Below are 26,146 nucleotides of genomic sequence, written 5' to 3'. Positions count from 1 at the left end.
AAAGAAGGGAAAAAGAGCGGTTCCCCGCCCGGCAGAGAGCGTCCGTCACCGGCTGAAAGCGGATGTGGGGTTGGCCCGTTCGGTTCGTCCTGGAGCGGCCCTGGAGACAGGGACGGATTTGCCCCACGTTATCGGGGCCAAAGTGCCCGCTGCGTGCGGGAATTGCGGGTGGTACCGCGGAAGGTTTGCCTTTCGTCCCAATAGATTGGGATGGAAGGCTTTTTTGTTTACAAATCGTATCACTGCAAAAGGAGCTGCGAATATGAAGGAAACACTGGAGACCATACGCCGGGAAGCGCTGGCCGCACTGGACGGCGCCGGCAACGCCCAGGAGCTGGACGCCCTGCGGGTGAAGTACCTGGGTAAGAAGGGCGAGCTTACCGCCGTTCTGAAAATGATGGGCAAGCTGTCCGCCGAGGAGCGCCCCGCCATGGGTCAGCTGGCCAACGAGGTCCGTTCCGCCCTGGAAAGCGCCCTGGAGGCCAAGGGCAAGGAGCTGGAGGCCAAGGCCCTGGAGGACCGGCTGAAGGCTGAGGCCCTGGACATCACTGTCCCCGGCAAGGCTGTTAAGGCCGGCCACCGCCACCCCATGTATATCGCCCTGGATGAGATCAAGGAGATCTTCATCGGCATGGGCTTCACCGTTCTGGACGGCCCCGAGGTGGAGCTGGCCAAGCTGAACTTTGACCGCCTCAACGCCGAGGAGGGCCACCCCTCCCGTGACTGGTCGGATACCTTCTACTTTGACGAGGACAGCCGTGTGATGCTCCGCTCCCAGACCTCCCCCATGCAGGTCCGGGCCATGGACACCATGGAACTGCCCATCCGCATCATCGCCCCCGGCCGTGTGTACCGCAAGGACGAGGTGGACGCCACCCACTCCCCCATGTTCCATCAGGTGGAGGGCATGGTCATCGACAAGGGTGTCACCATGGCCGACCTGAAGGGCACTCTGAATACCGTGGTGGAGCAGCTGTACGGCAAGGGCACCAAGACCCGGTTCCGTCCTCACCACTTCCCCTTCACCGAGCCCTCCTGCGAGATGGACGTGCAGTGCCACAAGTGCGGCGGCGTGGGCTGCCCCACCTGTAAGGGCGAGGGCTGGATCGAGCTGCTGGGCGCGGGTATGATCCACCCCCGGGTGCTGGAGATGAGCGGCATTGACCCCAACGTGTACTCCGGCTGGGCCTTCGGCATTGGCCTGGAGCGTACCGCCATGCGCCGGTTCAAGATCGCCGACCTGCGGCTGATCTTCGAAAACGACGTGCGGTTCCTGGAGCAATTCTAAGAAAGGAGTGTAGGAACAATGAATCTGAGCAGAAAATGGCTGAATGAATTTGTCACTGTGACTGCCTCCGACAAGGAATTTGCCGAGGCCATGACCCTGTCCGGCTCCAAGGTGGAGCTGACTCACGACCTGGGAGAGGAGATCTCCAATGTGGTGGTGGGCCGCCTGCTGTCCATGGAGCGTCATCCCGATTCCGATCATATGTGGATCTGCCAGGTGGACGTGGCTCAGGAGGAGCCCATCCAGATCGTCACCGGCGCCTGGAACATCCACCCCGGCGACCTGATGCCGGTGGCCCTCCACAAGTCCACCCTGCCCGGCGGCGTGAAGATTCAGAAGGGCAAGCTGCGCGGCGCGGTGTCCAACGGTATGTTCTGCGGCCTGGCTGAGCTTGGTCTGGATACCCGCGACTTCCCCTACGGCGTTATCACCCCCGCCGCCATTCTGGGTGACTATCACCCCCTGGACAAGGACAAGCCCTCCATCCCTGCCGACATCCAGCCCGGCCACAAAGTCTATGGCCCTGTGGTGTGCGCCAAGGTGACCGGCGTCACCACCACCGGCTATTCCACCTATGACGTCACTCTGGATACCGGCGACGGCACTGCTACCGTCTCCACCACCTGCCCCAACCTCCACGAGGAGGACCTGGCGGCCTACAACACCAAGAGCAATACCATCTGCACCCTGGAGGATCTCCACGCCCAGCAGGCCGAGTTCCCCCACTGCATCCCCGACGGCATTTTTGTGCTGAACGAGGACTGCAAGCCCGGCGACGACATCAAGCCGGTCATCGGTCTGGACGACCATGTGGTGGAGTTTGAAATCACCCCCAACCGCCCCGACTGTCTCTCCGTCATCGGTCTGGCCCGGGAGGCCGCCGCCACCTTTGACGCCCCCCTTACCCTCCACGAGCCTGTGGTCAAGGGCGGCGGAAACGGCAGCCTGATGGAGCTGCTGGATGTGGAGACCCCCGCCGCAGACCTGTGCCCCCGGTACACCGCCCGGATGGTGCGCAACGTGAAGATCGCCCCCTCCCCCAAGTGGATGCGGGAGCGGCTGCGCTCCATGGGCGTGCGTCCCATCAACAACATCGTGGACATCACCAACTACGTCATGCTGGAGTACGGCCAGCCCATGCACGCCTTTGACTACCGCTATGTGAAGGGCGGCAAGATCATCGTCCGCCGTGCAGAAGAGGGCGAAGAGCTCACCACTCTGGACGGCCAGGTGCGCAAGCTCAACGCCAACCACCTGGTCATTGCCGATGAACATCGGGCCGTGGGTCTTGCCGGCATCATGGGCGGCGAGAACAGTGAGATTGTGGACGACACGATGGACGTAGTCTTTGAGTCCGCCTGCTTCGACGGCACCTGCATCCGCAAAGGCGCGCTGGCTCTGGGTATGCGTACCGAGGCCTCCGCCAAGTTTGAGAAGGGCCTGGATCCCCTGAACACCCTGCCCGCTGTCAACCGGGCCTGTGAGCTGGTGGAACTGCTGGGCGCCGGTGAGGTGCTGGACGGCACCATCGACATCCTCAACTATGTGCCCCAGCCCCGTGTCCTCAAGCTGGAGCCCGAGAAGATCAACGGCCTGCTGGGCACCGACATCGCCGAGGACGAGATGGTGTCCATCCTGAAGAAGCTGGACTTCCAGGTGGAAGGCGATCAGGTCACCGTGCCCTCCTGGCGCGGCGACGTGATCGGCATGGCCGACCTGGCCGAGGAAGTGGCCCGGTTCCACGGCTACAACAACATCCCCATCACCCTCATGCGGGGCCAGACCACCCTGGGCGGCTTCTCTGTGGAGGAGAAGCTGGAGCGCCAGCTGGGCTCCCTGTGCCGGGCCATGGGCTTTGACGAGATCATCACCTACTCCTTCATCTCTCCCACCTGCTATGACAAGATCCGCTGGGACGCCGACGATGCCCGCCGCCAGTCCTTCAAGATCCTCAATCCCCTGGGTGAGGATACCTCCATCATGCGTACCACCGTACTGCCCTCCATGCTGGAGATCCTGACCCGGAACTACAACTACCGCAACCAGAACGTGCGCCTCTATGAGGTGGGCCGCATCTACCTGCCCGGCGGCGAGGACGGCCTGGCCGTGGAGAACAAGGTGCTGTCCATGGGCGCCTATGGCAGCGATATGGACTTCTACGCCCTCAAGGGCTGTGTGGAGGCCATTCTCAAGGATCTGCGGGCCGAAGATGTCCACTTCGAGGTCCCCAGCGAGACCAATCCCTCCTATCACCCCGGCCGGGTGGCCGATGTGTACGCCGGTGACCAGCGCATCGGTGTGCTGGGCCAGGTCCATCCCCTGGTTGCGCAGAACTACGGCGTGGATGCCCAGTTCTACTGCGCTGAGCTGGAGCTGAACGCGCTCATGGCCGCCAAGGGCGCCGATCCCGAGTATGTGCCTCTGCCCAAGTTCCCCAACCTCACCCGCGACATCGCCGTGGTGTGCGACGAGGCGGTGACTGTGGGCGCTCTGGAGGCCTGCATCCGCAAGGGAGCCAAGGGCCTGCTGAAGGAGTGCAAGCTCTTCGACATCTACCGCGGCAAGGGCGTGGACGAAGGCAAGAAGTCTGTGGCCTTCAACCTGGTCCTCCGGGCCGACGACCGTTCCCTCACCAGCGAGGAGGCCGACGAGGATGTGAAGAGCATCCTGGCCGCTCTGGAGAAGGAACTGGGCGCCGTACTGCGCTAACTTCCCCAAAATGTGAAAAGTCCCCCCGGCAGTGCCGGGGGACTTTTTATGTTGAGAGGTTTGCCGCATTTTTGCCCAGGAACAGCACAACCCCCCGGCCATCCATCGTGACCGGGGGGCTACTTTTCGACCTGGGGTTCAATCACTTGGTCTACCTCTACTTTCTACAGATTTGCCACGCATTGGGAAGGACTCGGTTTTGGGATTCGCCTGGATCACTGTCTCCTGCAACGTACTACCCTGATTTCCGTCTTCAGCGAACTTCGCATCTGAGGTTTCCGGGTCTCCTCGCTTCAATGAGTTTGTTGGGAACACGTGTTGCCTAAAACGAACCGTTCCTTTTCCTTCTGCGTTGAGGCTTTGATGATTTGGACTTTACTAGCCCATTGGGTTCACCTCTTTCTTTCTGGTTTTAGTATACTATTGGGTCTGCCGTTTGTCAAGTCTTTTTTATTTGTTTTTCACAATTTCTTATCTTTTCTCTTATTGGCTTCCACTATATTTACACATACCCGGATCCATCCCACTTACCCGAAATTCAGGATTGACACCTGCATTGACCTGTGGTATAAATTGTATGTTCGTTTTTGAACGCCTGTGCGAATGCACGTCCTGACCATCCTTTCACAAGGATCAAGGCTACACGGACGGCCGGGTCAAATGCCGAAAACCCGTCGAAGAGCCGGGGACCGTACCGCGGGTACGGACTGGCAACTTTGTTGCCTTATTGATTGAGCGGAAAGGCTCAAGTTTTATAAGTTGGTTACTTCATAACCGATGCGTAGATACGCACATCAACTTGTGAACGGTCAATAAGAGTGATGAATCGGACTGCACGGTACGGGCCCCCGTAACAGGCGAACTATAACTCTCTTTGTGTTCCAGCCATGGTGTGTATCTGCGCCATGGCTTTTTTGCTGCCTTTCCGCTCCACACGTTTGGAGGAGAGAAAAAAGATGAGGAAACGCCTGATTGCCGCAACCGCCGCAGCAGCTCTGCTGCTGTCCCTGACCGCCTGCTCCCAACCGGATGAGCAGCCGGAGCCCTCTGCCGGACAGGATACTCAGGCCCTGGTATCCGCCTATCTGGAACAGGTAGACCAGGAATACGCCTACCAGATCGCCGAGACCCTGGCCTACGATCCCGCCTACCTGTCCAACGAACTGGGCTGGCGCACCGCCGGTTCCGATGCCGAGCACGCTGCCGCCGACTACATCGCCGCCGAGATGGAGTCCATCGGCCTGACGGTGGAAAAGGTGCCTGTCACCGTGGATAAGTGGCAGTTCAACGACGCCTCTCTCACCATCGCCGACACCGACATCCAGATCATGCCCGCCTCCTACGCCACCAACGGCACGGACGCTGACGGCATTACCGCCCAGCTGGTGGATGTGGGCACCGGTACCGCCGCCGAGTACGAGGGGGTGGACGTGGACGGCAAGATCGCTCTGGTGGGCGTGGACCAGTGGAATGTGGCCTGGATCGACCAGTATATGAATGAGGCTGCTCTCCACGGTGCCAGCGCCATCGTCACCTACGATGTGGGCGGCTACGCCACCTATTCCGACGACATGATCAATATGCAGGACGTTTGCTCCAAGGATGTGATCCCCTGCGTCAGCATCAGCAAGAACCAGTATCTCCAGCTGGCGGAGGCTCTGGCCGCGGGACACGACACCGCTACCCTGATGGTGGACAACGTCATGGAGCCGGATCAGGGAACCAGCTACAATGTGGTGGGCACCCTGAAGGGCCGCAGCTCTGAGCAGCAGATCCTGGTGGCAGGCCACTATGACGTCTACTTCAACGGCTTCCAGGACGACAGCTGCGCCATCGGCCTGGTGCTGGCCATGGCCAAGGCCATGGTGGATTCCGGTTACCAGCCGGAAAACGACATCCGCTTCATCGCCCACGGCTCCGAGGAGTGGGGCGCCTCGGGCACCCAGTTTGACTGGACCACCGGCGCCTGGGAAATGATCAACACCGCCCATCCCGAGTGGGCCGGCAAGACCATCGCTCTGCTGAACTTTGAGCTGCCCGCCTTCTACGACGGCATGGAGGAGGGACAGATCAGCTGCGTCCCCGAGTTTTCCACATTGACCCAGTCCTTTGTGGAAGAATCCGGTCTTTTGACCCAGCCTGTTAACAACGTGTACCCCGGCGGCATCAGCGGCCAGTCGGTGGACACCAACACCATGGAGGACGGCGTCTCCTACCGGGCCTCCGGCGTACCTTACTTCATCAACATCCCCGGCACCCAGGACGGCGAGGAGGGTTGGATTCAGCAGCGCTACCACACCGCCGCCGACGACCGGGATACCTACAGCGCCGACGTGATGCACACCAATCTGAACACCTTCGGTACGCTGGCCATCTACCTGGATCAGACGCCCGCTCTGGAGCTGGACCTGACCGCCACCTGCGACGATCTGGCGGAGGCTCTGGACGCCGATCTGGTGGCCGCCGCCGGCGGCGACGGCGAAGCCTACACCACCGCCCTGGAGACGCTGCGGACAGTTGCCGACGAGTGGAATCAGGAAATCGCCGCTGTCAACAACCGCTATCAGCAGGCTCTGTCCGAAGGAGCCAGCCAGGAGGACCTGGACGCCATCCGGGCCGAGGGCCGGGCGCTGAACGCCAAGACCCTGGAGGCCTTCCGCTTTGTCCAGGACCACTTCATCGGCATCGCTTCCACCTCCACCATTCTCATCAAGCATCAGGCCTATCAGGAGAATATCGCTCTGATCTCCGGCGTGGTCGACGCCCTGGAGCAGGGAGTACTGGGCAATGAGGAAGGCACCGGCGCGCTGGATCTGGCCTGGATGATCAACGGCGGCACCGAGTACGGCTACTATAATTTCAGCCTGGAGACCAACGCCCGGTCCAAGGAGGCTCTGCTGGAGGACTCCAACCCGGGCAACCTGTTCTGGGGTACCGGCAAGGGCTCCATCCTGGCGGAAACCTATCCCGCCACGATGTCTCTGCTGGCCAAGAGCATGGAGGAGGCCCCCTCCTTTGATGAGGAGATTGCCCTCTACAACGACGCTCTAACCCAGCAGCAGCAGCTTCTGGCCCAGCAGGTGGCTGAGGAGACGGCCGCCATGGGTGAGCTGACCCAGCTGCTTCAGGCTTGACCCGATGAGAAAACGCGGAGCACGGCAAAACCGTGCTCCGCGTTTTCTGTTTAGCGCAATCAGGCACCCATCAGTACCAGGATCACACCATAGATCACACTGGCCACCAGCCCATAGACAATGACCGGCCCAGCGATGATAAACATCCTGGCGCCTACCCCCAGCACCAGTCCCTCGCTTTTGAACTCCAGAGCGGGAGAGGCCACCGCATTGGCAAAGCCGGTGATGGGTACCAGAGTACCCGCTCCGGCGTGCTGGGCCAGCTTATCAAACCACCCCAGGGCGGTGAAAAAGGCGGAAAGGAAAATCAGCGTGACGGACACCGCTGTCCCTGCGTCGGTCTTATCCAATCCCCAGCTCTGGTACAGGTCGCTCAGCCCCTGTCCCAGGGTGCAGATCAAACCGCCCACCAGAAAGGCCCAGATCAGATCCTTCCACAGGGGAGAGGGCTTGGCCATCCCAGCCACATAGCGGCTGTACTCCTCGTTGGTCATGTCCATGGTACGCGCCTCCTTTTCCTCCATTATGTCCGCCAGCCGCGGGAATATGTGCAAGGGTATATTTTTTTCTTGACTTTCCACCCGGTGGAGGGTATACCTTTTTGCGTCGGAGGTGAGCGGCATGAAGATCAACGAGGTGGAGCAGCTGGTGGGCGTCACCAAGCGCAACATCCGCTTTTATGAAAAAGAGGGGCTGCTGAACCCCGGACGCAATGCGGACAACGGCTACCGGGATTATACCGACGCCGACGTGGAAGCACTGCGTAAAATCAAGCTGCTGCGGAAGCTGGACGTACCTATGGAAGAGATCCGAAAAATGCAGCAGGGCATCCTGACCCTGGACGACGGCCTGCGGCGGCACATTATTCAGTTGGAACGGGAGCAGGCCAATCTGGCCACCATCCGGACCCTGTGCCAGACATTGGCCGACGCCGGCCAGCAGCTGGCCGACCTGGACGCGGACCGGTGGCTGTCGGAAATGGACCGTATGGAAGGTGAGGGGACCCGCTTTGTGAACATCCATAAGAAAGATACTGTGTCCCACTACATCCCGCCGGTGGTATGCGCCCTACTGTTCGTGGTCCTGATGGGGGGCGTCATGGCCCTGGTGGTGTGGGCCGCTGTGGCCTTCCCCACCGACGCGCCCCCGCTGCCGGTAGTGGTGGTACTCACCCTCATCCCGGCTGTGTTCATCGTCGGGGTCCTGCTGGCCCTCATCCAGCGCATCAAACAGATCCAAGGAGGAGAAGAAAATGCTGCTTCTAAATATTGAGTACATCCCCGGCAAAGAGATCCAGGCCCTGGGTATCGCCAAGGGCAGCGTGGTCCAGTCCAAGCACTTCGGCAAGGACTTTATGGCCGGTATGAAGACCCTGGTGGGCGGCGAGATCGAGAGCTATACCAAAATGCTCACCGAGGCCCGTCAGATCGCCACCAAGCGCATGGTGGATGATGCCGAGGCCATGGGGGCCGACGCCGTGGTGGGCGTACGCTATACCTCCGCCTCCATCATGCAGGGCGCGGCTGAGATCACCGCCTACGGCACCGCCGTCAAAATCGTGGAGGGATAACCCATGCTGCACATCGAACACTTTTCCAAGACCTACCCCGGCGGCAAGCGGGCGGTGGACGACCTGAGCCTCCATGTGGCCCCCGGTGAGATCTTCGGGTTCATCGGCCACAACGGTGCGGGCAAGACTACCACCCTCCGGGCAGTGGCGGGTGTCATGGACTTTACAGAGGGCACCATCACCATTGACGGGCACAACGTCCGCACCGACGCCCTGGCCGCCAAGAAGGTCACCGCCTTCCTGCCCGACAACCCCGACCTCTATGAATTTCTCACCGGCATCCAGTTTCTCAATTTCATCGCCGATCTATACGAGATCTCCGGGGATACCCGTCAGAATCTCATCGCCAGGTACGGCGACGCTTTTCAGCTCACCGGCCATCTGGGCAGCCCCATCGGCAGCTACTCCCACGGCATGAAGCAGAAGCTGGCCCTCATCTCCGCCCTGATCCGCCAGCCCAAGCTGCTCATTTTGGACGAGCCCTTCGTGGGTCTGGACCCGTCGGCGGCCCACCTGCTCAAACAGTTCTGGGCGGAGCTGTGCGCCGCCGGCAGCGCGGTATTTTTCTCCACCCATGTGCTGGAGGTGGCCGAAAAGCTGTGTCATCGGGTGGCTATCATCAAACAGGGCAAGCTGATCCGCATGGGCAATACCGCTGAACTGGTGGGAGACTCCACCCTGGAGGACGTATTCCTGGAACTGGAGGGAGACGGGCATGGCTAAATTTCTCGCCCTGCTGAAGCTGAATTTCCGCTCCCTGCTCTCCGCCATGCGGGTGGGCCGGAAGAAGCGCTCCTTCTCCGGCATAGGCGCCCTGGCCCTGCTGGCCGGGTTGTCGCTCTATATCTCCGGGGTGTACAGTTCCCTGCTGGCCGGACAGCTGGCGGCGGTGGGGGCCCTGCCCCTGCTGCTGGTGCTCATGTCCCTGGTGGCTGTCCTGCTGGGTTTCTTTTTCTCCCTCTTTGCAGCCCAGGGCGTGGTATATGGGGCTAAGGACAACGACCTGATGCTCTCCCTACCCATTTCCCCGTTTACCCTTATGCTCTCCCGTACCCTGGCGCTCTATCTGGAAAACCTGGTATCCACCGTGTTCGTGCTCCTCCCCGCCGGGGTGATCTATCTGTGGTACGGCGGGCCGGGAGGTTGGGCGGTGCTCCCGCTACTGCTGGTTTCCGCCCTCTTTCTCAACCTGCTGCCCACCCTGCTCACCCTCATCATAGGCTTTGTGCTGGCCTGGCTGTCCGGCCGGTTTTCCCGGAAGGCCCTGGCCTCCACCCTGCTCCAGCTGCTCCTGCTGGCTCTGATTCTGGTGGGCTCCTTCTGGCTGAGCGCCGCTTCCAACAATATGGAAAATGCCGCCCCCGCCATCCTGTCCTTCTTCCAGGGCTGGGGCCGTCCCTTCCTGCTGCTGGCAGAGGGGGTGAGCGGCGGAAATCTGCTTCAGCTGGCGGCTCTGTGGGCCCTGTGCCTGGTCCCCTTCCTGGTGGTAGTGTGGCTGTTGGCCTGGCAGTATAAGGCCATCATCACCCGGCTGTCCACCCACCGGACCCGCTCGGATTACAAGCTGGGCAGGCTGTCCTCCTCCAGCCAGCGGGGCGCCCTGCTGCGGAAGGAGGCCCGCCGGTGGTTCGGCACCCCCAGCTATGTATTCAACACCGGAATCGGTCTGCTCCTGCTGCCCGGCGCCGGGGTAGCCGCTCTCATCTACCGGGAATCCATCGCACAATTTTTAGAGATGGCTGGCGGCCTGGCTCTGGCTCCGCTGCTGCTGGCAGGCATTACGTTCTGCCTGTCCACCGTTGCCATCACCGGCTCCTCCATCAGCCTGGAGGGCAAGCAGCTCTGGCTGCTCCAGTGCGCCCCCGTTCCGGTGACCACCATTCTGGGCATGAAGGTGGCCTTCCAGCTGCTGGTCATCCTACCCTGTCTGGCCGTGGGGTGGCTCATGCTCTGTCTGGCCTTTGCCCTAACTCCGGCAGAGTGGATACTCCTGCTGGTTGACGGATTACTCTTCGCCCTGATGTGCGCCCCCTTCGGGCTCTGGATCAACCTCCACTTTCCCAAGCTGGACGCGGTCAACGACGCCGTGGTGGTCAAGCAGTCGGCCTCCGCCATGCTGTCCACCTTCCTGCCCATGGTTCTAGTCCTGCTTCTTTTCCTGCTGTGGTTCTTTCTTCTGGAGCCTCTGGGCAGCGTGGGTCTGCTGCTGGTATACGCCGTTATTCTGGCCGCTGCGGCCGTCCTCTCCTTCCTTGCACTTGTGCGCCAGGGGCCCGCATTGTTCCGCAGTCTGGAGGAAAAATGACAAATTGCTACAAAGTGGGGACGGGCCTTGCGCCCGCCCCCGCTTTGCTATAAAATGGGGTTACATAATATTACGGGAGGCGTACTATGAAACTTCGCTTTCGCCTGCCGGCCGTGGGGCTGGCCGCAAGCCTTTTGCTGACAACCGCTGCCCAGGCGCTCAATCCCTCGCAGGCTCTGACGCTGCTGAACTGGTACTACCTGGACCCTCTTCCCGACCAGGTATTTGAGCAAACGGATATGAACGGGATTATCCAGGCCCTCGGAGACCCCTACACCGAATATTTTACCGCCGAAGAGTATGCTGCCTTTCACGCCTCTCTCTCCGACTCTGAGCTGGTAGGCGCCGGCGTTTCCATTCAGCTGGCTGACGATGGTCTGCTGGTAACCCGCGTGATCCCCGGCTCCGCCGCAGAGGCGGGTGGTCTGCTGGCAGGAGACGTAATTACCGCCATCGATGGCCAGTCTTGTATGAAAATCAGCCTGGAGCAGGCCTCCGCTCTGCTGGGCGGCGAGGTGGGGACCTCCTTCCAGCTGACTTATCTGCGGGACGGCCAGGCCCACACCGTCACCCTGACCCGCTGCGCCTTTGTGGTGCCCACCGCCTATACTGAACTTTGGGAGGACCACATCGGCTATGTGGCCTGCGACGCCTTTGGTCCTGAAACCGCCGGTCATGTGCAGGAAGGTTTGGAAACCTATGGCAGTCAGGCCGACCACTGGATCATGGACCTGCGCAACAACGGCGGCGGAGAAGTGACCGCCGCTCTCAACACCATCAGCTATTTTGCTGGTCCCAACGATCAGCTGGTTTATATGCGGGCCAGCGACGGCTCCATCAACGCCCAGGGCAGTCAGAGCGCCCAGATCACCGATGAACCGCTCATCGTCCTGACCAACTTCTATTCGGCCAGCGCCTCCGAGCTGTTTGCCTCCGCCATTCGGGACACCGGCTCCGGCCTGCTGGTGGGAGACCGCACCTACGGAAAAGGAGTCGCTCAGATCCTGTTGGACAGCACCCTCTTTCCTGCCTTTTTCTCCGAGGGCGATGCTCTGAAAATGACCGCCTATCGCTTTTTCGGGCCTGCCGGTACCAGCAACGACACCATCGGCGTCATGCCGCATCTGCTGCTGAACCCGTCCCTGGCGGACGAGGCCGCCGTGCTTCTCTCCAGTCCCGAGCCCCAGGGAGACACCTCCGGTACGGCGCGCATTGATCTGAACGGTGCCTGGTACATCGATTTGGAACAAGCCTGCTCCACCTCCTACCAGGCTGCCTTTACCGCGCTGCTGGAGGCCCTGCCCGACGGAGTCCTGCTGCGGACAGGCACCGGTGATGGCTGGGAGGCCACCACCGCCGCCGATCTGGCCGCCGCCTGCGGCCTCAGCGGCTATCATCACCGGGGGTTCTCCGACACCACTCAGTCCCCCTATGCCGATGAAATCGGCCTGCTGGCCACCTACGGCGTGGTACTGGGCGCGGGAGACGGCACCTATCGTCCCGCGGAAGCTCTGACCCGGGGCCAACTGTGTGCCCTGCTGGCCCAGGCCCTGAACTGCAAGGTTCCTACCGTGGAGAGCGCCTTTACCGACGTGTCCATGGACGACTGGTACGGTCCCTCCGTCAATGCCCTGGCCTCCATGGGACTGGTAAACGGCGTAGGCGGCGGTCGCTTCGCCCCCAACGATCCGGTGAGCCACGAGCAGTTTATCACCATCCTGTCCCGCCTGGGCAGGAAACTTGATCTGGATCTGATCCAGACCTGGCAGAATCGTCCGGAGGCGGCGTTCGCCGAGTATCAGAACTATTCCTCCTGGTCCTGGGAGTCGGTATGGCTGCTGGCACAGGATGAGGACGGCCTGCTTTGGGCCGCCCCCAGTGAGATCGATCCCGCCGGAGTCACCACCCGGGAGGAGGCTGCCGCCCTGACCTGCACTCTGCTGTGCAAGCTGAATCTGCTTCCCTCTCTGATCTGAGCAAAAGCGCCCTTCGCTGTGCGAAGGGCGCTTTTCCGGCTTTCTTCACAGAAACTTTATCATTTCTGCCCTCCTTTCTCCCTGTTTCCGCATGGACTTTTCTCTTCCGCTATGGTAGAATGGTGTGAAATTATGGACTTGATCCAATCGGAGGCAATTCATTTTGAGGACAGATGTTTTGGGCGTCGGCTTCGACGACCTGACGTTGGATGAGGCGGTACAGACTGGCTCCGGGCTGGTGGAAGCGGACGGCTTTCACTATGCTGTGACCCCCAACCCGGAATTTATCCTGGCCGCCCGGAAAAACCCCGAATTCAAGCAGGCCCTGCTGGGGGCTGACCTGGTGCTGGCCGACGGCATCGGTGTGATCTACTCCGCCAAGATTCTGGGCCGCCCCCTGAAAAGCAAAGTGCCGGGCATCGATTTTGCCCAGCGGCTGGTGGCATGGATGGCGGAACACGGAAAGCGGCTCTTTCTGCTGGGCGCCAAACCCGGCGTGGCCGAGCTGGCCGCTGCCAACCTGAAGAGTACCTATCCCGGACTTATTGTTTGCGGTACCCACGACGGCTACTTCAAGGAGGACGGTCCGGTGGTGGAGGAAATCCGCGCCGCCGCCGCAGATGTGGTCTTTGTCTGTCTGGGCGCGCCCAAGCAGGAGTTCTGGATGGTACAGAACGGTCCCGCCACCGGCGCGCACCTGATGATCGGCCTGGGCGGCTCCCTGGACGTCTTTGCCGGCGTGGTGGAACGGGCTCCCAAGGCCTTTCAAAAGCTGGGGCTGGAATGGCTCCACCGGCTCATCAAGGAACCTAAGCGCATCGGACGCATGGCCAAGCTCCCCTTGGTGCTGTGGTATGCCGTAGGCGCCCGGGTCAGGAGGCGCTGATATGGCAGGAAAGCTGATCGTATTTGAGGGAACCGACGGCTCCGGCAAGTCCACCCAGTTCAAGCTGCTGTGTCAGCGGCTGGAGCAGGAGGATATCTCCTTCCGCCGCCTGGTCTTTCCCCAGTACCAGGAGCCCTCTTCCGCCCTGCTGCGGATGTATCTGGGCGGTGAGTTCGGCTCCCATCCCTCTGACGTAAATCCCTATGCCGCCTCCACCTTCTACGCGGTGGATCGGTACGCATCCTGGAAGAAAGTGTGGGGAGACTACTACCGGAACGGCGGGCTGGTACTCTCCGACCGGTACACCACCTCCAACGCCGTCCACCAGGCCAGCAAGCTACCTGAGGACCAGTGGGAGGAGTTCTTTCATTGGCTCTTCGACTTTGAATGCTCCAAGCTGGGCCTGCCCTTCCCCGACCAGGTGATCTATCTGGATATGCCCACAGAACGGGCCGTGGAGCTGCTGCGCAGCCGGGAGGCGGCCACCCATACCAAAGGCGATATTCACGAAGTAGATACCGATTATCTGGCCCTGTGCCGCCGCACCGCTCTGCGGGCGGCTGACTGCCTGGGCTGGCACAAGGTCCCCTGCGTGGACCAGACAGGACGTCTGCGCTCCACGGAAGAAATCCACCAAGACATCTGGGCCATGGTAGCCCAAATCATAAAATGAGGTGCTGTTGAATGGTAGCGATTTTACTGGGTAACGGGTTTGAAGAGAGCGAAGCTCTGGTCCCCGCCGACCTGCTGCGCCGGGCCGGCGTCAAGGTAACCCTGGTGGGCCTGGACGGACTTCAGGTCACCGGCAGCCACGGGATCACTGTCACGGCGGACACCACACTGGACCAACTGGAGCCCGACCAGTTGCGGATGCTTATGCTCCCCGGCGGACTGGGCGGCGTGGAGGCCATCAGCGGCGATATGCGGGCCCAGGCCCTCATCCAGCGCTGCTATGATCACGGCTGCTGGCTGGCCGCCATCTGTGCTGCTCCCACCATTCTGGCCAACCTGGGGATGCTGGACCGCCGCAACGCGGTATGCTATCCCGGCATGGAGGATCTGATGGGCTCCGCTGTGGTACAGAAGGGTTCCTCCGTCGTGGTGGATGGCCACATTGTCACCGGCGAAGCCGCCGGTTCCGCTTTCTCCTTCGGCCTGAAGCTGGTAGAGATCCTGAAGGGGCCTGCCGCTGCTGCCCAGGTAAAGAATGCCGTCCACTATCACGGCTGAGAAGGCCCGCCTGCGCCGTCAGGCGCTGGACTGGCTGGCCGCGCTGTCTCCTCCGGAGCGGATCGCCGGAGATGAATCCCTGTTCCGCCGCTTTCTGGCCCTGCCTCAGATAGAGTCCGTCCGGACCGTCCTGCTCTACCACGGCATGGACACCGAGCCGGACACCGTCCGGCTGCTGCCACCCCTGTGGGATATAGGAAAGCAGGTGTGTCTGCCCAGGTGCCTGCCGGGGAACCAAATGGAGGCCAGGCTCGTCCAAAGGGACAGTACCCTCGTCCGCCATCCCTACGGAATGCTGGAACCGGGCCCGGACTGTCCCCTCATCCCGCCGGACCAGATCGATCTGGTTCTGGTGCCCGGGCTGGCCTTTGACCGCTCCGGCGGCCGGCTTGGGCGGGGCGGCGGGTATTACGACCGCTGGCTGGCCGGATTTTCCGGCATCACCGCCGCGCTGTGCCGGGATGGACTGCTGATGGAGGCCATTCCCCGCCTCCCCCACGACCTGGGGGTGAATCTGGTGGTCACCGAGACCGGCCTGTACGGCCCGTCCGCACCGGGATAGGAGAAAAGCGGGGCCTGAGGCCCCGCTTCCCCGCGGTACGTACGGCTCAGCAGCAGCCGTCGTTGCAACCGCAGTTGTTATTGCAGCCGCAGCTGTTGCCGCAGCTGTTCCCGCCGCCGCAGCAGCAGCACAGCAGGATGATGATCAGGATGATCCACAGGCAGCTGTTGCCGCCAAAACCGTTATTGCCGAAACACATTGTCGTCTCACCTCACTTGCTTTAACTGACCTATTCTATGCGGAGGGAGCAATCGTGGTTCCGGCAGGCCACTGTTTTTCATTCGGTTAGGAGTTGAACCTATGTCTCAGGAAGATTATCACAACGAGGGCCGTCAGGAGACCTCTTCCCATGCCAACCATGGCGGAAAACGTCTGGCGCCTTCCAGCCGCTCGTCCGGCCGTGCCCCCTCCGCCCCGGAGGGGCAGCAACGGTCCCGGCCCCGCAAGAAGCGCAAGCGTCTGGGCTCATGGGGTATTTTGATCTATGTGGTATGCGTACTGGGCGCCTCCGTTCTGCTGGCAGGTGTCAGCTGGATGTGGGCCAACGACATCCTCGCTCTAAACAAAGCCCCCCTCACCGCTGTGGTGGAGATTAAGGAGGGCGATACAGTGAATCAGGTTGCCGACAAGCTGAAGGATGCCGGCCTGATCGAATATAAATTTGTATTCAAGCTCTTCTGCAGCTTCACCCATGTCTCGGGTCAGGCCGGAGAGGACGGCGCCAAGATCACCCCGGGCAGCTACGAGCTGAATACCGACATGGACTATCGGGCCCTCATCAGCAGCATGGGTTCCAGTTCCGCCAACCGGCTCACCACCACGGTGACCATCCCGGAGGGCACCACCGAGGCCCAGATCTTTGAGATGCTGGAGAAGGCCGGCGTGGCCACGGTGGAAGATCTGGAGGAGACCGCCGCCAATTACGACTTCAAGTTCTCCTTCCTCCAGGGCGTGCTGCCCCTGGGCGACGCCAAGCGTCTGGAGGGCTACCTCTTCCCCGACACCTATGAGTTCTATATGGGCGAGGACCCGGTGAGCGTGCTCAACAAGATGATCCTTCGTTTTGACCAGATCTTCACCGACGAGATGCGCCAGACCATGACGGACAAGGGCATGAGCGTCAACGACGCCGTCATCATTGCCTCCATGATCGAGAAGGAAACTGACGGCACCGACCAGGGCAAGATCTCCTCGGTGATCTACAACCGTCTCAACAACCCCACCAGCGAGACGGCGGGCTATCTGAACATCGACGCCACCATCCTGTATGTCACCGGCGGCACCAAAGTAAACACGCAGGCGGACACCCCCTATAACACTTATACCCACAAGGGACTCCCCCCCACCGCCATCTCCTGTCCCGGTGTGGACGCCCTGAAGGCGGCGGTGAACCCCGACTCTACCAATTACTACTACTATGCGCTGGGCGACGACGGGGTACACCACTTCTTCCGCTCCAGCAGTGAGCACCAATCTTTCCTCAATAGCCAGGAGCTGTACAAGAATGACTAAACAAATCGAACTGCTCTCCCCCGCCGGGGACATGGAACGACTGAAAATGTCCCTGGCATACGGGGCAGACGCGGTCTATCTGGCGGGCAATGATTTTGGTATGCGTGCCTTTGCCGGCAACTTCACCGAGGAGGAAATGCGTCAGGCAGTGGAACTGTGCCACAGCAAGGGCGTGTCCATCCATGTGACCTGCAACACCATGCCCCGCAACGACGAGGTGGCCCGGCTGCCCCAGTGGCTGGAGTACCTCCAGTCTCTGGGGGTGGACGCCGCCATCGTGGCCGACGTAGGTGTGCTCTCTTTGCTGAAAAAGCACGCTCCCAAGGTCAAGGCACACATCTCCACCCAGGCCAGCATCTCCAACTATCAGGCTGCCCGTGCCTGGTACGATCTGGGTGCCAGCCGGGTGATTCTGGCCCGGGAGCTGTCCCTGGATGAGATCCGGGAGATCCGGGCCAAGGCCCCCAAGGAGCTGGAGATCGAGGCTTTTGTCCACGGCGCCATGTGCGTCAGCTACTCCGGCCGTTGCCTGCTGAGCAACTATATGACTGGCCGGGACGCCAACCGGGGCGCCTGCGCCCAGCCCTGCCGCTACAAGTACGCTTTGATGGAGGAAAAGCGCCCCGGGGAATACTTCCCCATCGGCGAAGATGAGGGCGGCGCCTTCATTATGAACTCCCGGGATATGTGCATGATCGACCACATTCCGGAGCTGATGGAGGCGGGCCTCAACTCTCTCAAAATCGAGGGCCGTGCCAAGAGCGCCTACTACGCCGCCGCTGTCACCGCCGCCTACCGCCACGCCATCGACGCAGCGGCCGCCGGTCAGCCCATGGACCCGGTGTGGCGGGAAGAGGTGGACAAGGTGAGCCACCGCCCATACTCCACCGGTTTCTACTTCGGCCAGCCCGGCCAGTACACCGGCGACGCCCGGTACGTCCGGGAGTGGCAGGTGGTGGCCATTGTCACCGCTTGCGATTCTGAGGGCAACGCCACCCTGTCCCTGCGCAATAAGTTTGCCGTGGGAGATGAGCTGGAGTTGGTGGGCCCCGACGTGGCTGCCACCCCCTTTACCGCCGGCGCCATGGAGGATGAAAACGGCTGGCCCCTCACTGAGCCCCGTACTCCCCAGATGGTATTCCGCATGAAGCTGCCCCGTCCGGTGCCCCCTCTGTCCATCCTCCGGGCCTGCCGGGAAAATTCCTGATATGCAAAAGTCCAGGCGAAATTCGCCTGGACTTTTTTGTGACCTGGAAGTCTGCCCAGTCGTTATATGGGTGAAAGGAGGCGGTACGATGAAGGAACAAGACGCGTTGACCAGGCGGTTTGAATCAGCCTATGCTGCCTATGGCACATCGGTCTACCGGCTGGCCATGGTCTATCTGGGCCGCCCGGCGGACGCCGAGGATATCACTCAGGAGGTCTTTCTCAAGCTGCTGTACAAGGCCCCCGCTTTTGCCGACAGGGAGCACGAGAAGCGCTGGCTGCTGCGGGTGACCGCCAATCTGTGTCGGGACCAACTGAAAAACTTCTGGCGGCGGCAGACGATAACCCTGGACGAAAGCTGCCCTGTGCCGGAAGGCCCGGACCGGGCGGTGCTGGAGACCATTCTGGCCCTGCCCGAGACCTACAAGGGCCCCATCCACCTTCACTACTACGAGGGCTACTCGGTGGCGGAGGTGGCAGAGATCCTGAAGCTGAGCCAGTCAGCGGTAAAAATGCGGCTGAAACGGGGCCGGGAGCTGCTGAAACTGGAACTGGACACCGGATGGGAGGGAAGCGTATGAACACCCGGGATTATCGCAACGCAATGGACCAGCTGAACCCCGCCCCCGATCTGGAGGGGCGAATCAAAGAGCAGCTGAATCTGCCCCCCAGGCGGCAGGCGCACCCCCGCAGGCTGGCGGGCAAGGCTCTTGTTGCGGCTGCCGCCATCGCCTGCACCTTTATGGTGGCTATGGCAGTGAGCCCCCAGCTGCGGGCGGCGGTGCTCACCTTCTTCCACCTGGAGGAAACCGAGCAGGTGCCCGGCCCTGTGGGCGAGGCGCCGGAGGAACCGGAAATGACCCAGACCACCATTGACGGTCTGGTGGAGGCCCAGTATATCCGTCTCCCTAACGCCGGGGCGGGCTATGACTACGGTGTCGGCACCCTGTTTCAGGCAGAGCGGGCTGACGACGGCACCCTCCTAGCCCGCCACTACTGGGCGGCGGAGGGGGATCAGCTGGTCCCCCTGGAGACCCACACCACCCGGTTTTCCACTACCTGGGAGGGCGTGACCTATACCGACACCGTCTACTGGTGCGAGTATGAGGGGGCAATCTCCTGCCATTGTGACGGCACCGCCGGCTATGCCCTGGACTACGACTGTAATGCTATCGCCATCCCCGGCTCCACCGACAGCGTCATCCTCCGTCTCAGCCAGGGCAGCCAAACGGACTACCGGCAGTACCCGGTGCTGCTGGACCTGGAAACCGGAGCAGTCACCGACCTGCTGGATGGCACCGGCTGGGAAAAGGCCGCGCCTCTGACTGACATACGGTGGTCAGACGATTTGTCCGCCGCCATTCTGTCCAGCAACCGCACGGGCTGGTTCTACTGTGACCGCACGGCCCAAACCACCACCGCCCTGGACCAGCTCACCGGCCTGGAGGTATTCAGCGCCTGGTTTGATCAGGACGGCGCCCTGATCCTGCTGACCCTCTCCGGGTCGGAAGGGGACTGCTACGATGTCTGGACCTGGCAGCCGGAGAACGGCCAGCTGAAGCGCACCTTCTCCCAGCTGCCGGTCTACCAGTCCCGGGAGGAGAACCCCCACGGCTTCCAGTTCTTCTTTGGCGGCAGACGGGGCATCTATGTGGCGGAGGACGGCACGGTATCGGTGCTGGACCTGGTTACCGGTGGGACCACCATTGTGGAGGATTTCTTATTGTCCCAACAGGAGAACGCCACCTTGATCGCCAATACTTCCGGCACCAAGGTTCTGTTTGCCAGCTACGACGACCAGGCCGACGGGCTTGGGATATCCAGCCTTGGAGTCATGGACCTGGAGCGCGGCGTGTTCACCCTGCTGGATCGGGAAAATTACGACGCCCTGCACGAGGGCTCCCTGAGCTGGTTCGATGAGGACCGGGTAGCCATCACCGCCCACGGCAAGGAGGACTACAACGAAACCTATCTCTACCTCTACCGTTTCTGACCGGCAGGCGGCCCGCGTATCTGCGCGGGCCGCCTTTTTCTTGTACTGTTTCGCGTTGGAAGCAGATTGTTGTTATTGTCACAACAAGGAGGAAATGGTTCCCAATTTCTCACATTCCCGTTTCTAAACCAATTAGTTTTATTTTAAAATGTTATTGTCATGTTTTTAACTTATATGTCGCAAATATAACAATATTTTGTTAAAAATTAAACTTTTTAAAACTTATTGACAACTTTAATTTGGCAGATTATACTTGCGTCAATCATTTGGGCGCAGGCGCCCGGCACAAGGAGGAAATCTGCTATGTCCACTTACTACTTCCTGCCCACCCGCAATGTGTTCGGTGAAGGAGCCGTCAATGAGATCGGTGCGCTGATGAGCAGCCTGAACGTCAGCCACGCTATGATCGTCACCGACAAGTTCCTGGCCCAGTCCGGCATGGCCGCCTCCATCCAGGAGATCCTGTCCGGCTCCGGTATCCGGTCGGTGGTCTTTGACGGGGCCGAACCCAACCCCACCGACAAGAACGTGGAGGCAGGCGTGGCCTTCTTCCAGCAGAACGGCTGCGACTCCATTATCTCCCTGGGCGGCGGCTCCTCCCACGACTGTGCCAAGGGCATTGGCCTGGTGGCCAGCAACGGCGGTACCATCCACGACTACGAGGGCGTGGACAAGGCCTCCAAGGACGTGGTCCCCCTGATGGCCATCAATACCACCGCCGGCACCGCCTCTGAGATCACCCGCTTCTGCATCATCACCGACACCACCCGCAAGGTGAAAATGGCCATTGTGGACTGGCGAGTCACCCCCAAGATCGCCGTCAACGACCCGGTCCTCATGAAGGGGATGCCCGCTTCCCTCACCGCCGCCACCGGTATGGACGCCATGACCCACGCCATTGAGGCCTATGTCTCCACCGCCGCCAACGTACTCACCGACTCCGCCGCCCTGATGGCGGTGAAGATGATCTACCAGTACCTGCCCAAGGCGGTGGCCAACGGCGACTACATGAAGGCCCGGGACAAGATGGCCTACGCCCAGTATCTGGCGGGCATTGCTTTCAATAACGCCTCTCTGGGCTACGTCCACGCCATGGCCCACCAGCTGGGCGGCTACTACAACCTGCCTCACGGCGTATGCAACGCCATCCTGCTGCCCTATGTGGAGGAATTCAACCTCATCGGCAACCTGAATCGCTTCCGGGATCTGGCCCAGGCCATGGGGGAACAGATCGACGGCCTGTCCACCGGGGATGCCGCGGCCAAGGCCATCCAGGCCATCCGCACCATCAGCCGCCAGGTGGGTATCCCCTCTGACCTGAAGCAGTTGGGGGTCAAGCCGGAGGACTTTGAGATTATGGCGGAAAACGCCATGAAGGACGTCTGCTGCCTCACCAATCCCCGCAAGGCCACCAAGGCCCAGATCATCGAGATCTACCGCCGGGCCTACGAAGGCGAATAAGAATCTCCGCCGGGCGTGCCTCAAGGCACGCCCGGCTTTGTCGCCTCTTTATTTTATTGTTTTTCAATAAATTTATATTGACTTTCAGTTTTCCACATGGTAGGATGGCCTCGAAAGGAGCGATCCTTATGACTCCGTCACCTACCTCCCGGTTGGGGGGATTTGCAGCGGGACATTTTGTGATCACTGCCCTCTGCGCTCCCCTGTTGTTCTTAGGGCCCCAATTGTTTGCATCCGTTTCCTCACCGCTTCAGGCACTGTGGATGATGGTCCTCTATCTTCCCGCCGGGTGGATCATGGCTGCCGTCCGCCGCTGGAACCGGCCTACACCGAAAGAGGGCGTAAAGGCTGTTCTTTGGCCCGCCCTGCTTGCCTGGGGCTGGGCCTTTGGAGGGTGGCTTCTGCTTATCTGTCCTTCCCTTCTCTCCGGCATAGGCTTCTGGATGCTGACAAGCACCTACTTTTTGGCGTGCCCCTCCTTTGTGTTCATGCTGGCCGCCCTGGGGCAGAATGCAGATCTTACCGCCTGGAGCACCTTCGGCTTCACCTGGTATCTCTCCATATTTCTGGCCGGTCTGCTACCGCCGCTGCTCTTCTTTCTGGGGTCGCTTCTGCCGAAAAAGCGGTTGACAACGGCGAAAAATGTGATAGAATAAGGCAGTTGAAGCGCAATGACGAAGCCAAGCAGACCACGCCGCGACCAGCGAGAGGGGACGGTGAGAGCCCTCCGCGACACGAGCCTGCGCGCCACTTCTGAGCGGCCCGGGAGGACCGGGACGATTCATCCCCGTTACCGGATGCAATGAGATGCGCTCTTTGGGCGCAGATCAGGGTGGTACCGTGGAGTGAACATTGCTCCGCCCCTGACATGGGGGCGGGGCTTATTTTTTTGCAGAGGAGATTGAATCATATGCCCAAGAAGTTCGGTCTGAACGAACTGCGCGAGATGTTCCTGTCCTTCTTTGAGACCAAGGGACACCTGCGCCTGCCCAGCTTTTCCCTGATTCCCCAGAACGACGCCTCCCTGCTGCTCATCAACAGCGGCATGGCGCCCATGAAGCCCTTCTTCACCGGCGAGCAGGAGCCCCCCCGCCACCGTGTGACCACCTGCCAGAAGTGCATCCGCACCGGCGACATTGAGAACATCGGTCACACCGCCCGTCACGGCACCTACTTCGAGATGCTGGGCAACTTCTCCTTCGGTGATTACTTCAAGAAGGAGGCCATTCACTGGGCCTGGGAGTTCCTGACCTCCCCCGAGTGGGTGGGCCTGGACCCCAACCGCCTCTACCCCTCTGTGTTCGCCGGCAATGAGACCACCCCCGCCGACGACGAGGCTTTCCGCATCTGGAACGAGGAGATCGGCATCCCCGCCGACCGCATCTTCAAGTTCGGCAAGGAGGATAACTTCTGGGAGCACGGCTCCGGTCCCTGCGGCCCCTGCTCCGAGATCTACTACGACCGCGGCGAGCAGTGGGGCTGCGGCAAGCCCGGCTGCACCGTAGGCTGCGACTGCGACCGCTATATTGAGGTGTGGAACGTAGTGTTCTCCCAGTTCGACAACGACGGCGAGAACCACTACACCGAGCTCAAGCAGAAGAACATCGACACCGGCATGGGCCTGGAGCGTCTGGCCTGCGTGTGCCAGGATGTGGCCTCCCTGTTTGACGTAGACACCGTCATGAACATCACCAACAAGGTGAGCGAGATCACCCATGCCCACTACGGCGAGACCGCCGCCAAGGACGTGTCTCTTCGCGTTATCACCGACCACATCCGCTCCGCCACCTTTATGATCTGCGACGGCGTGCTCCCCTCCAACGAGGGCCGGGGCTACGTCCTCCGCCGCCTGCTCCGCCGGGCCGCCCGCCACGGCAAGCTGCTGGGCGTCAACGATCCCTTCCTGTATGAGGTGTGCGACACCGTTATTCACGAGAACGAGGGCCACTACCCCGAGCTGCGGGAGCGGCAGGACTATATCACCAAGGTCATCCGCACCGAGGAGGAGAACTTCGCCCGCACCATCGACGGCGGCCTGAAGATCTTCAACGAGATGCTGGAGGGCCACAAGGCCGGCGGCGAGACCGTGTTCTCCGGCGCTGACGCCTTCAAGCTGTACGACACCTACGGCTTCCCCATCGACCTGACCATCGAGATGGTTGAGGAGCAGGGCATGACCGTGGATCAGGCCGCCTTCCAGAAGCTGATGCAGGAGCAGAAGGAGCGCGCCCGTAAGGCCCGCGAGGCTCTGGGCGATCTGGGCTGGGCCGGAGTGGAATTTGGTAAGGACGTGCCAGAGACCGAATTCATGGGCTACGAAAACACCTCCATCACCGGTGCAAAGGTGGTGGCTTTAGTGGTGGAGAACGAGCAGGCCGAGGAGCTCATGCCCGGCGTGGAGGGCATCGTGGTGCTGGACAAGACCCCCTTCTACGCTGAGATGGGCGGCCAGGTGGCTGACCACGGCGTCATTGCCAAGAGCGGGGAGGACGGCTGTCTGTTCCAGGTCACCGATGTGCAGAAGAACAAGGGCGGCAAGTATATGCACTACGGCAAAGTGACCGAGGGGGTCCTGAAGCTGGGGGACACTGTCTCCGCCCAGATCGACGTGCCCCGGCGGAAGGCCATCATGCGCGCCCACTCTGCCACCCACCTGCTGGACAAGGCCCTGCGCACCGTGCTGGGAGACCACGTGCATCAGGCGGGCTCCCTGGTGGAGCCCGACCGGCTGCGTTTTGACTTCACCCACTTTTCCGCCATGACCGCCGAGGAGCTGGGCCAGGTCAGCGCCGTAGTCAACGAGGCGGTGCTGGAGGGCTATGACATCCACACCGATGTGATGCCCATTGAAGAGGCCAAGAAGCGGGGCGCCATCGCCCTGTTCGGTGAGAAGTACGGCGACACCGTCCGCGTGGTGGACATGGGCGAGGGCTACTCCGTGGAGTTCTGCGGCGGCACCCACCTGGACAACACCGCCAAGGTGGGCGTGTTCCACATCGAGAGCGAGTTCTCCGTGGCCTCCGGCGTCCGCCGTATTGAGGCCACCACCGGCGCTCAGTCCCTGAAGATTATGAACCAGAACCAGCAGAAGCTGTTTGAGGCCGCTGCCGTGCTCAAGGCCAAGCCCAGCGATCTGCGGGAGAAGGCCGAGCAGACCATCAGCGAACTGCGTGAGCTGCGCCACATGGTGGAGGGCTTCAAGGCCAAAGAAGCCATCAATCAGGCTGGCAACTTCCTGATGGGCGCCAAGGACGTAGGCGGCCTGAAGGTGCTTACCGCCACCCTCAACGATGCCGATGCCGACCGTCTGCGCAAGATGGGCGATTTCCTGCGGGATAAGGACTCCAGCGTAGTAGCCGTTCTGTCCAGCGTGAAGGACGGCAAGATCACCTTCCTGTCCGTGTGCGGCAAGGACGCCGTGGCCAAGGGCATCAAGGCCGGTGACCTGGTGAAGCAGGTGTGCTGCTGCTGCGGCGGCAAGGGCGGCGGCAAGCCCGACAGCGCCATGGGCGGCGGCTCCGATGTCCTCAAGCTGGACGACGCTTTGGCTAAGGTGGACGACTTTGTGGCCGAGAAGCTGGGGCTGTAAGCCGCCCAGCGCTTAGGGTGCAGACGACGCCCTTCCAAGCGTTTTGATCCGGCATCGCCGGACCAAAACCTTGATGCCGGGGCAATTCACTTGCCCCGCGCAGATCAAATAAACGGGGTCCCCATGAAATGATCTCATTTTATGGGGCTCGGCGGCAAGCCCGACAGCGCCATGGACGGCGGCTCCGACGTCCTCAAGCTGGACGACGCTCTCGCCAAAGTGGATAACTTTGTGGCCGAGAAACTGGGTCTGTAAATCACCATCCCAGTTGTCATAGCGGGCGTCGTCCAGCCCCGCCGCAAGTGCGGCGTCCCAAGCGTTTTGCCAAAGGCAAAACCTTGATGCCGGGCGGATTCATTCCGCCCGAGCAGATGTAATAAATGGGGCCCCCACACGACATGGTCGTGCGGGGAACGACGCCCTGGCCAAGGTGGACAACTTTGTGGCCGAGAAGCTGGGGCTGTAAATCACCCCCACTTTGAAGTATTTTAGACACAGAAAGTAGGCACATTTTTCATGTTTCCCCAAGATCCCATGATTCTGCTCAGTTATGTCAACACTAAACTGCGGGACTTCTATCCCTCCCTGGACGCCCTGTGCGACGATCTCCAGGCGGATAAGGACGAGATCTCCCAGAAGCTGTCCATCCTGGATTGCCAGTACGATCCGGACCGGAACCAGTTTGTACGGATGTAATCTGCACAGAATCAAAATGGGCCCGCTGC

General features: G+C 61.1%; 22 protein-coding genes. 20 read left to right on the top strand and 2 right to left on the bottom strand.

Going from position 1 to position 26,146, the window contains the following annotated elements; all coding sequences use genetic code 11:
- Positions 1–262 precede the first annotated feature (262 nt).
- The 3 genes from pheS (at position 263) to B5G40_RS01550 (ending at position 7,131) form a co-directional block, all read left to right on the top strand.
- Positions 263–1,288, top strand: coding sequence for a phenylalanine--tRNA ligase subunit alpha (gene pheS, locus B5G40_RS01560; protein WP_087271949.1), 1,026 nt, complete (start codon positions 263–265; stop codon positions 1,286–1,288).
- A gap of 18 nt (positions 1,289–1,306) precedes the next feature.
- The gene (pheT, locus tag B5G40_RS01555; RefSeq protein WP_087398535.1) at positions 1,307–3,997 is read left to right on the top strand and encodes a phenylalanine--tRNA ligase subunit beta; all 2,691 of its coding nucleotides are present in this window, start codon (positions 1,307–1,309) and stop codon (positions 3,995–3,997) included.
- Positions 3,998–4,953: 956 nt separating this feature from the next.
- Entirely contained in the window at positions 4,954–7,131 is a 2,178-nt protein-coding gene (locus B5G40_RS01550; protein WP_158099466.1) for a M28 family peptidase, read from the top strand.
- Between the two features lie 59 nt (positions 7,132–7,190).
- Here B5G40_RS01550 and spoVAC read toward each other — a convergent pair whose 3' ends face one another.
- The gene (spoVAC, locus tag B5G40_RS01545) at positions 7,191–7,631 is read right to left on the bottom strand and encodes a stage V sporulation protein AC (protein ID WP_087272488.1); all 441 of its coding nucleotides are present in this window, start codon (positions 7,629–7,631) and stop codon (positions 7,191–7,193) included.
- A 121-nt stretch (positions 7,632–7,752) separates the two neighbouring features.
- On the opposite strand from spoVAC, the gene B5G40_RS01540 reads away from it, so the two are divergent.
- The 9 genes from B5G40_RS01540 (at position 7,753) to B5G40_RS01500 (ending at position 15,660) form a co-directional block, all read left to right on the top strand.
- Positions 7,753–8,403, top strand: coding sequence for a MerR family transcriptional regulator (locus tag B5G40_RS01540; RefSeq protein WP_087272485.1), 651 nt, complete (start codon positions 7,753–7,755; stop codon positions 8,401–8,403).
- Entirely contained in the window at positions 8,384–8,701 is a 318-nt protein-coding gene (locus B5G40_RS01535; protein WP_087188284.1) for a YbjQ family protein, read from the top strand. Before B5G40_RS01540 ends, B5G40_RS01535 begins: the two co-directional genes overlap by 20 nt.
- A gap of 3 nt (positions 8,702–8,704) precedes the next feature.
- Positions 8,705–9,424 (top strand): ABC transporter ATP-binding protein, encoded by a 720-nt coding sequence (locus B5G40_RS01530; protein WP_087398533.1) that lies wholly within the window; start codon positions 8,705–8,707, stop codon positions 9,422–9,424.
- Positions 9,417–11,006 carry a hypothetical protein gene (locus B5G40_RS01525; RefSeq protein ID WP_087398532.1) on the top strand — a complete coding sequence of 530 codons (1,590 nt, stop codon included), beginning with the start codon at positions 9,417–9,419 and terminating at the stop codon, positions 11,004–11,006. Before B5G40_RS01530 ends, B5G40_RS01525 begins: the two co-directional genes overlap by 8 nt.
- A gap of 86 nt (positions 11,007–11,092) precedes the next feature.
- Positions 11,093–12,982 carry a S41 family peptidase gene (locus tag B5G40_RS01520; protein WP_087398531.1) on the top strand — a complete coding sequence of 630 codons (1,890 nt, stop codon included), beginning with the start codon at positions 11,093–11,095 and terminating at the stop codon, positions 12,980–12,982.
- A 163-nt stretch (positions 12,983–13,145) separates the two neighbouring features.
- Entirely contained in the window at positions 13,146–13,868 is a 723-nt protein-coding gene (locus tag B5G40_RS01515; RefSeq protein ID WP_087398530.1) for a WecB/TagA/CpsF family glycosyltransferase, read from the top strand.
- 1 nt (position 13,869) lies between these two features.
- Complete coding sequence (locus B5G40_RS01510) at positions 13,870–14,541, top strand: dTMP kinase (protein WP_087188279.1); 672 nt, start codon at positions 13,870–13,872, stop codon at positions 14,539–14,541.
- A gap of 11 nt (positions 14,542–14,552) precedes the next feature.
- Positions 14,553–15,098: a DJ-1 family glyoxalase III gene (locus B5G40_RS01505; RefSeq protein ID WP_087398529.1), complete on the top strand. Its 546-nt coding sequence runs from the start codon at positions 14,553–14,555 to the stop codon at positions 15,096–15,098.
- On the top strand, positions 15,076–15,660 hold the full coding sequence (locus B5G40_RS01500; RefSeq protein ID WP_087398528.1) for a 5-formyltetrahydrofolate cyclo-ligase: 585 nt from the start codon (positions 15,076–15,078) through the stop codon (positions 15,658–15,660). Before B5G40_RS01505 ends, B5G40_RS01500 begins: the two co-directional genes overlap by 23 nt.
- Before the next feature lie 46 nt (positions 15,661–15,706).
- Here B5G40_RS01500 and B5G40_RS17060 read toward each other — a convergent pair whose 3' ends face one another.
- The gene (locus tag B5G40_RS17060) at positions 15,707–15,859 is read right to left on the bottom strand and encodes a hypothetical protein (protein WP_164475038.1); all 153 of its coding nucleotides are present in this window, start codon (positions 15,857–15,859) and stop codon (positions 15,707–15,709) included.
- Between the two features lie 101 nt (positions 15,860–15,960).
- Here B5G40_RS17060 and mltG point away from each other — a divergent pair, with 101 nt between their 5' ends.
- The 8 genes from mltG (at position 15,961) to B5G40_RS01460 (ending at position 26,117) form a co-directional block, all read left to right on the top strand.
- Complete coding sequence (mltG, locus tag B5G40_RS01495) at positions 15,961–17,172, top strand: endolytic transglycosylase MltG (RefSeq protein ID WP_087398527.1); 1,212 nt, start codon at positions 15,961–15,963, stop codon at positions 17,170–17,172.
- Positions 17,165–18,379 carry a peptidase U32 family protein gene (locus B5G40_RS01490; RefSeq protein ID WP_087398526.1) on the top strand — a complete coding sequence of 405 codons (1,215 nt, stop codon included), beginning with the start codon at positions 17,165–17,167 and terminating at the stop codon, positions 18,377–18,379. The genes mltG and B5G40_RS01490 overlap by 8 nt, the downstream gene beginning before the upstream one ends.
- Positions 18,380–18,467: 88 nt before the next feature.
- Positions 18,468–18,959: an RNA polymerase sigma factor gene (locus B5G40_RS01485; protein ID WP_087398525.1), complete on the top strand. Its 492-nt coding sequence runs from the start codon at positions 18,468–18,470 to the stop codon at positions 18,957–18,959.
- Complete coding sequence (locus tag B5G40_RS01480) at positions 18,956–20,371, top strand: hypothetical protein (protein WP_087398524.1); 1,416 nt, start codon at positions 18,956–18,958, stop codon at positions 20,369–20,371. Before B5G40_RS01485 ends, B5G40_RS01480 begins: the two co-directional genes overlap by 4 nt.
- Positions 20,372–20,674: 303 nt before the next feature.
- Positions 20,675–21,832 (top strand): iron-containing alcohol dehydrogenase, encoded by a 1,158-nt coding sequence (locus B5G40_RS01475; RefSeq protein ID WP_087398523.1) that lies wholly within the window; start codon positions 20,675–20,677, stop codon positions 21,830–21,832.
- A gap of 266 nt (positions 21,833–22,098) precedes the next feature.
- Complete coding sequence (locus tag B5G40_RS01470) at positions 22,099–22,488, top strand: hypothetical protein (protein WP_143383350.1); 390 nt, start codon at positions 22,099–22,101, stop codon at positions 22,486–22,488.
- A 254-nt stretch (positions 22,489–22,742) separates the two neighbouring features.
- Positions 22,743–25,421 (top strand): alanine--tRNA ligase, encoded by a 2,679-nt coding sequence (alaS, locus tag B5G40_RS01465; protein WP_087398521.1) that lies wholly within the window; start codon positions 22,743–22,745, stop codon positions 25,419–25,421.
- A gap of 516 nt (positions 25,422–25,937) precedes the next feature.
- Complete coding sequence (locus tag B5G40_RS01460) at positions 25,938–26,117, top strand: DUF4250 domain-containing protein (protein ID WP_087188272.1); 180 nt, start codon at positions 25,938–25,940, stop codon at positions 26,115–26,117.
- The last annotated feature ends 29 nt before the right edge of the window (positions 26,118–26,146 follow it).

Source organism: Flavonifractor sp. An9 (assembly GCF_002161245.1).
Lineage (GTDB): Bacteria > Bacillota > Clostridia > Oscillospirales > Oscillospiraceae > Flavonifractor > Flavonifractor avicola.
The sequence above is the reverse complement of the archived record's forward strand: the minus strand, read 5'-3'. Positions and strand labels throughout refer to the sequence as shown.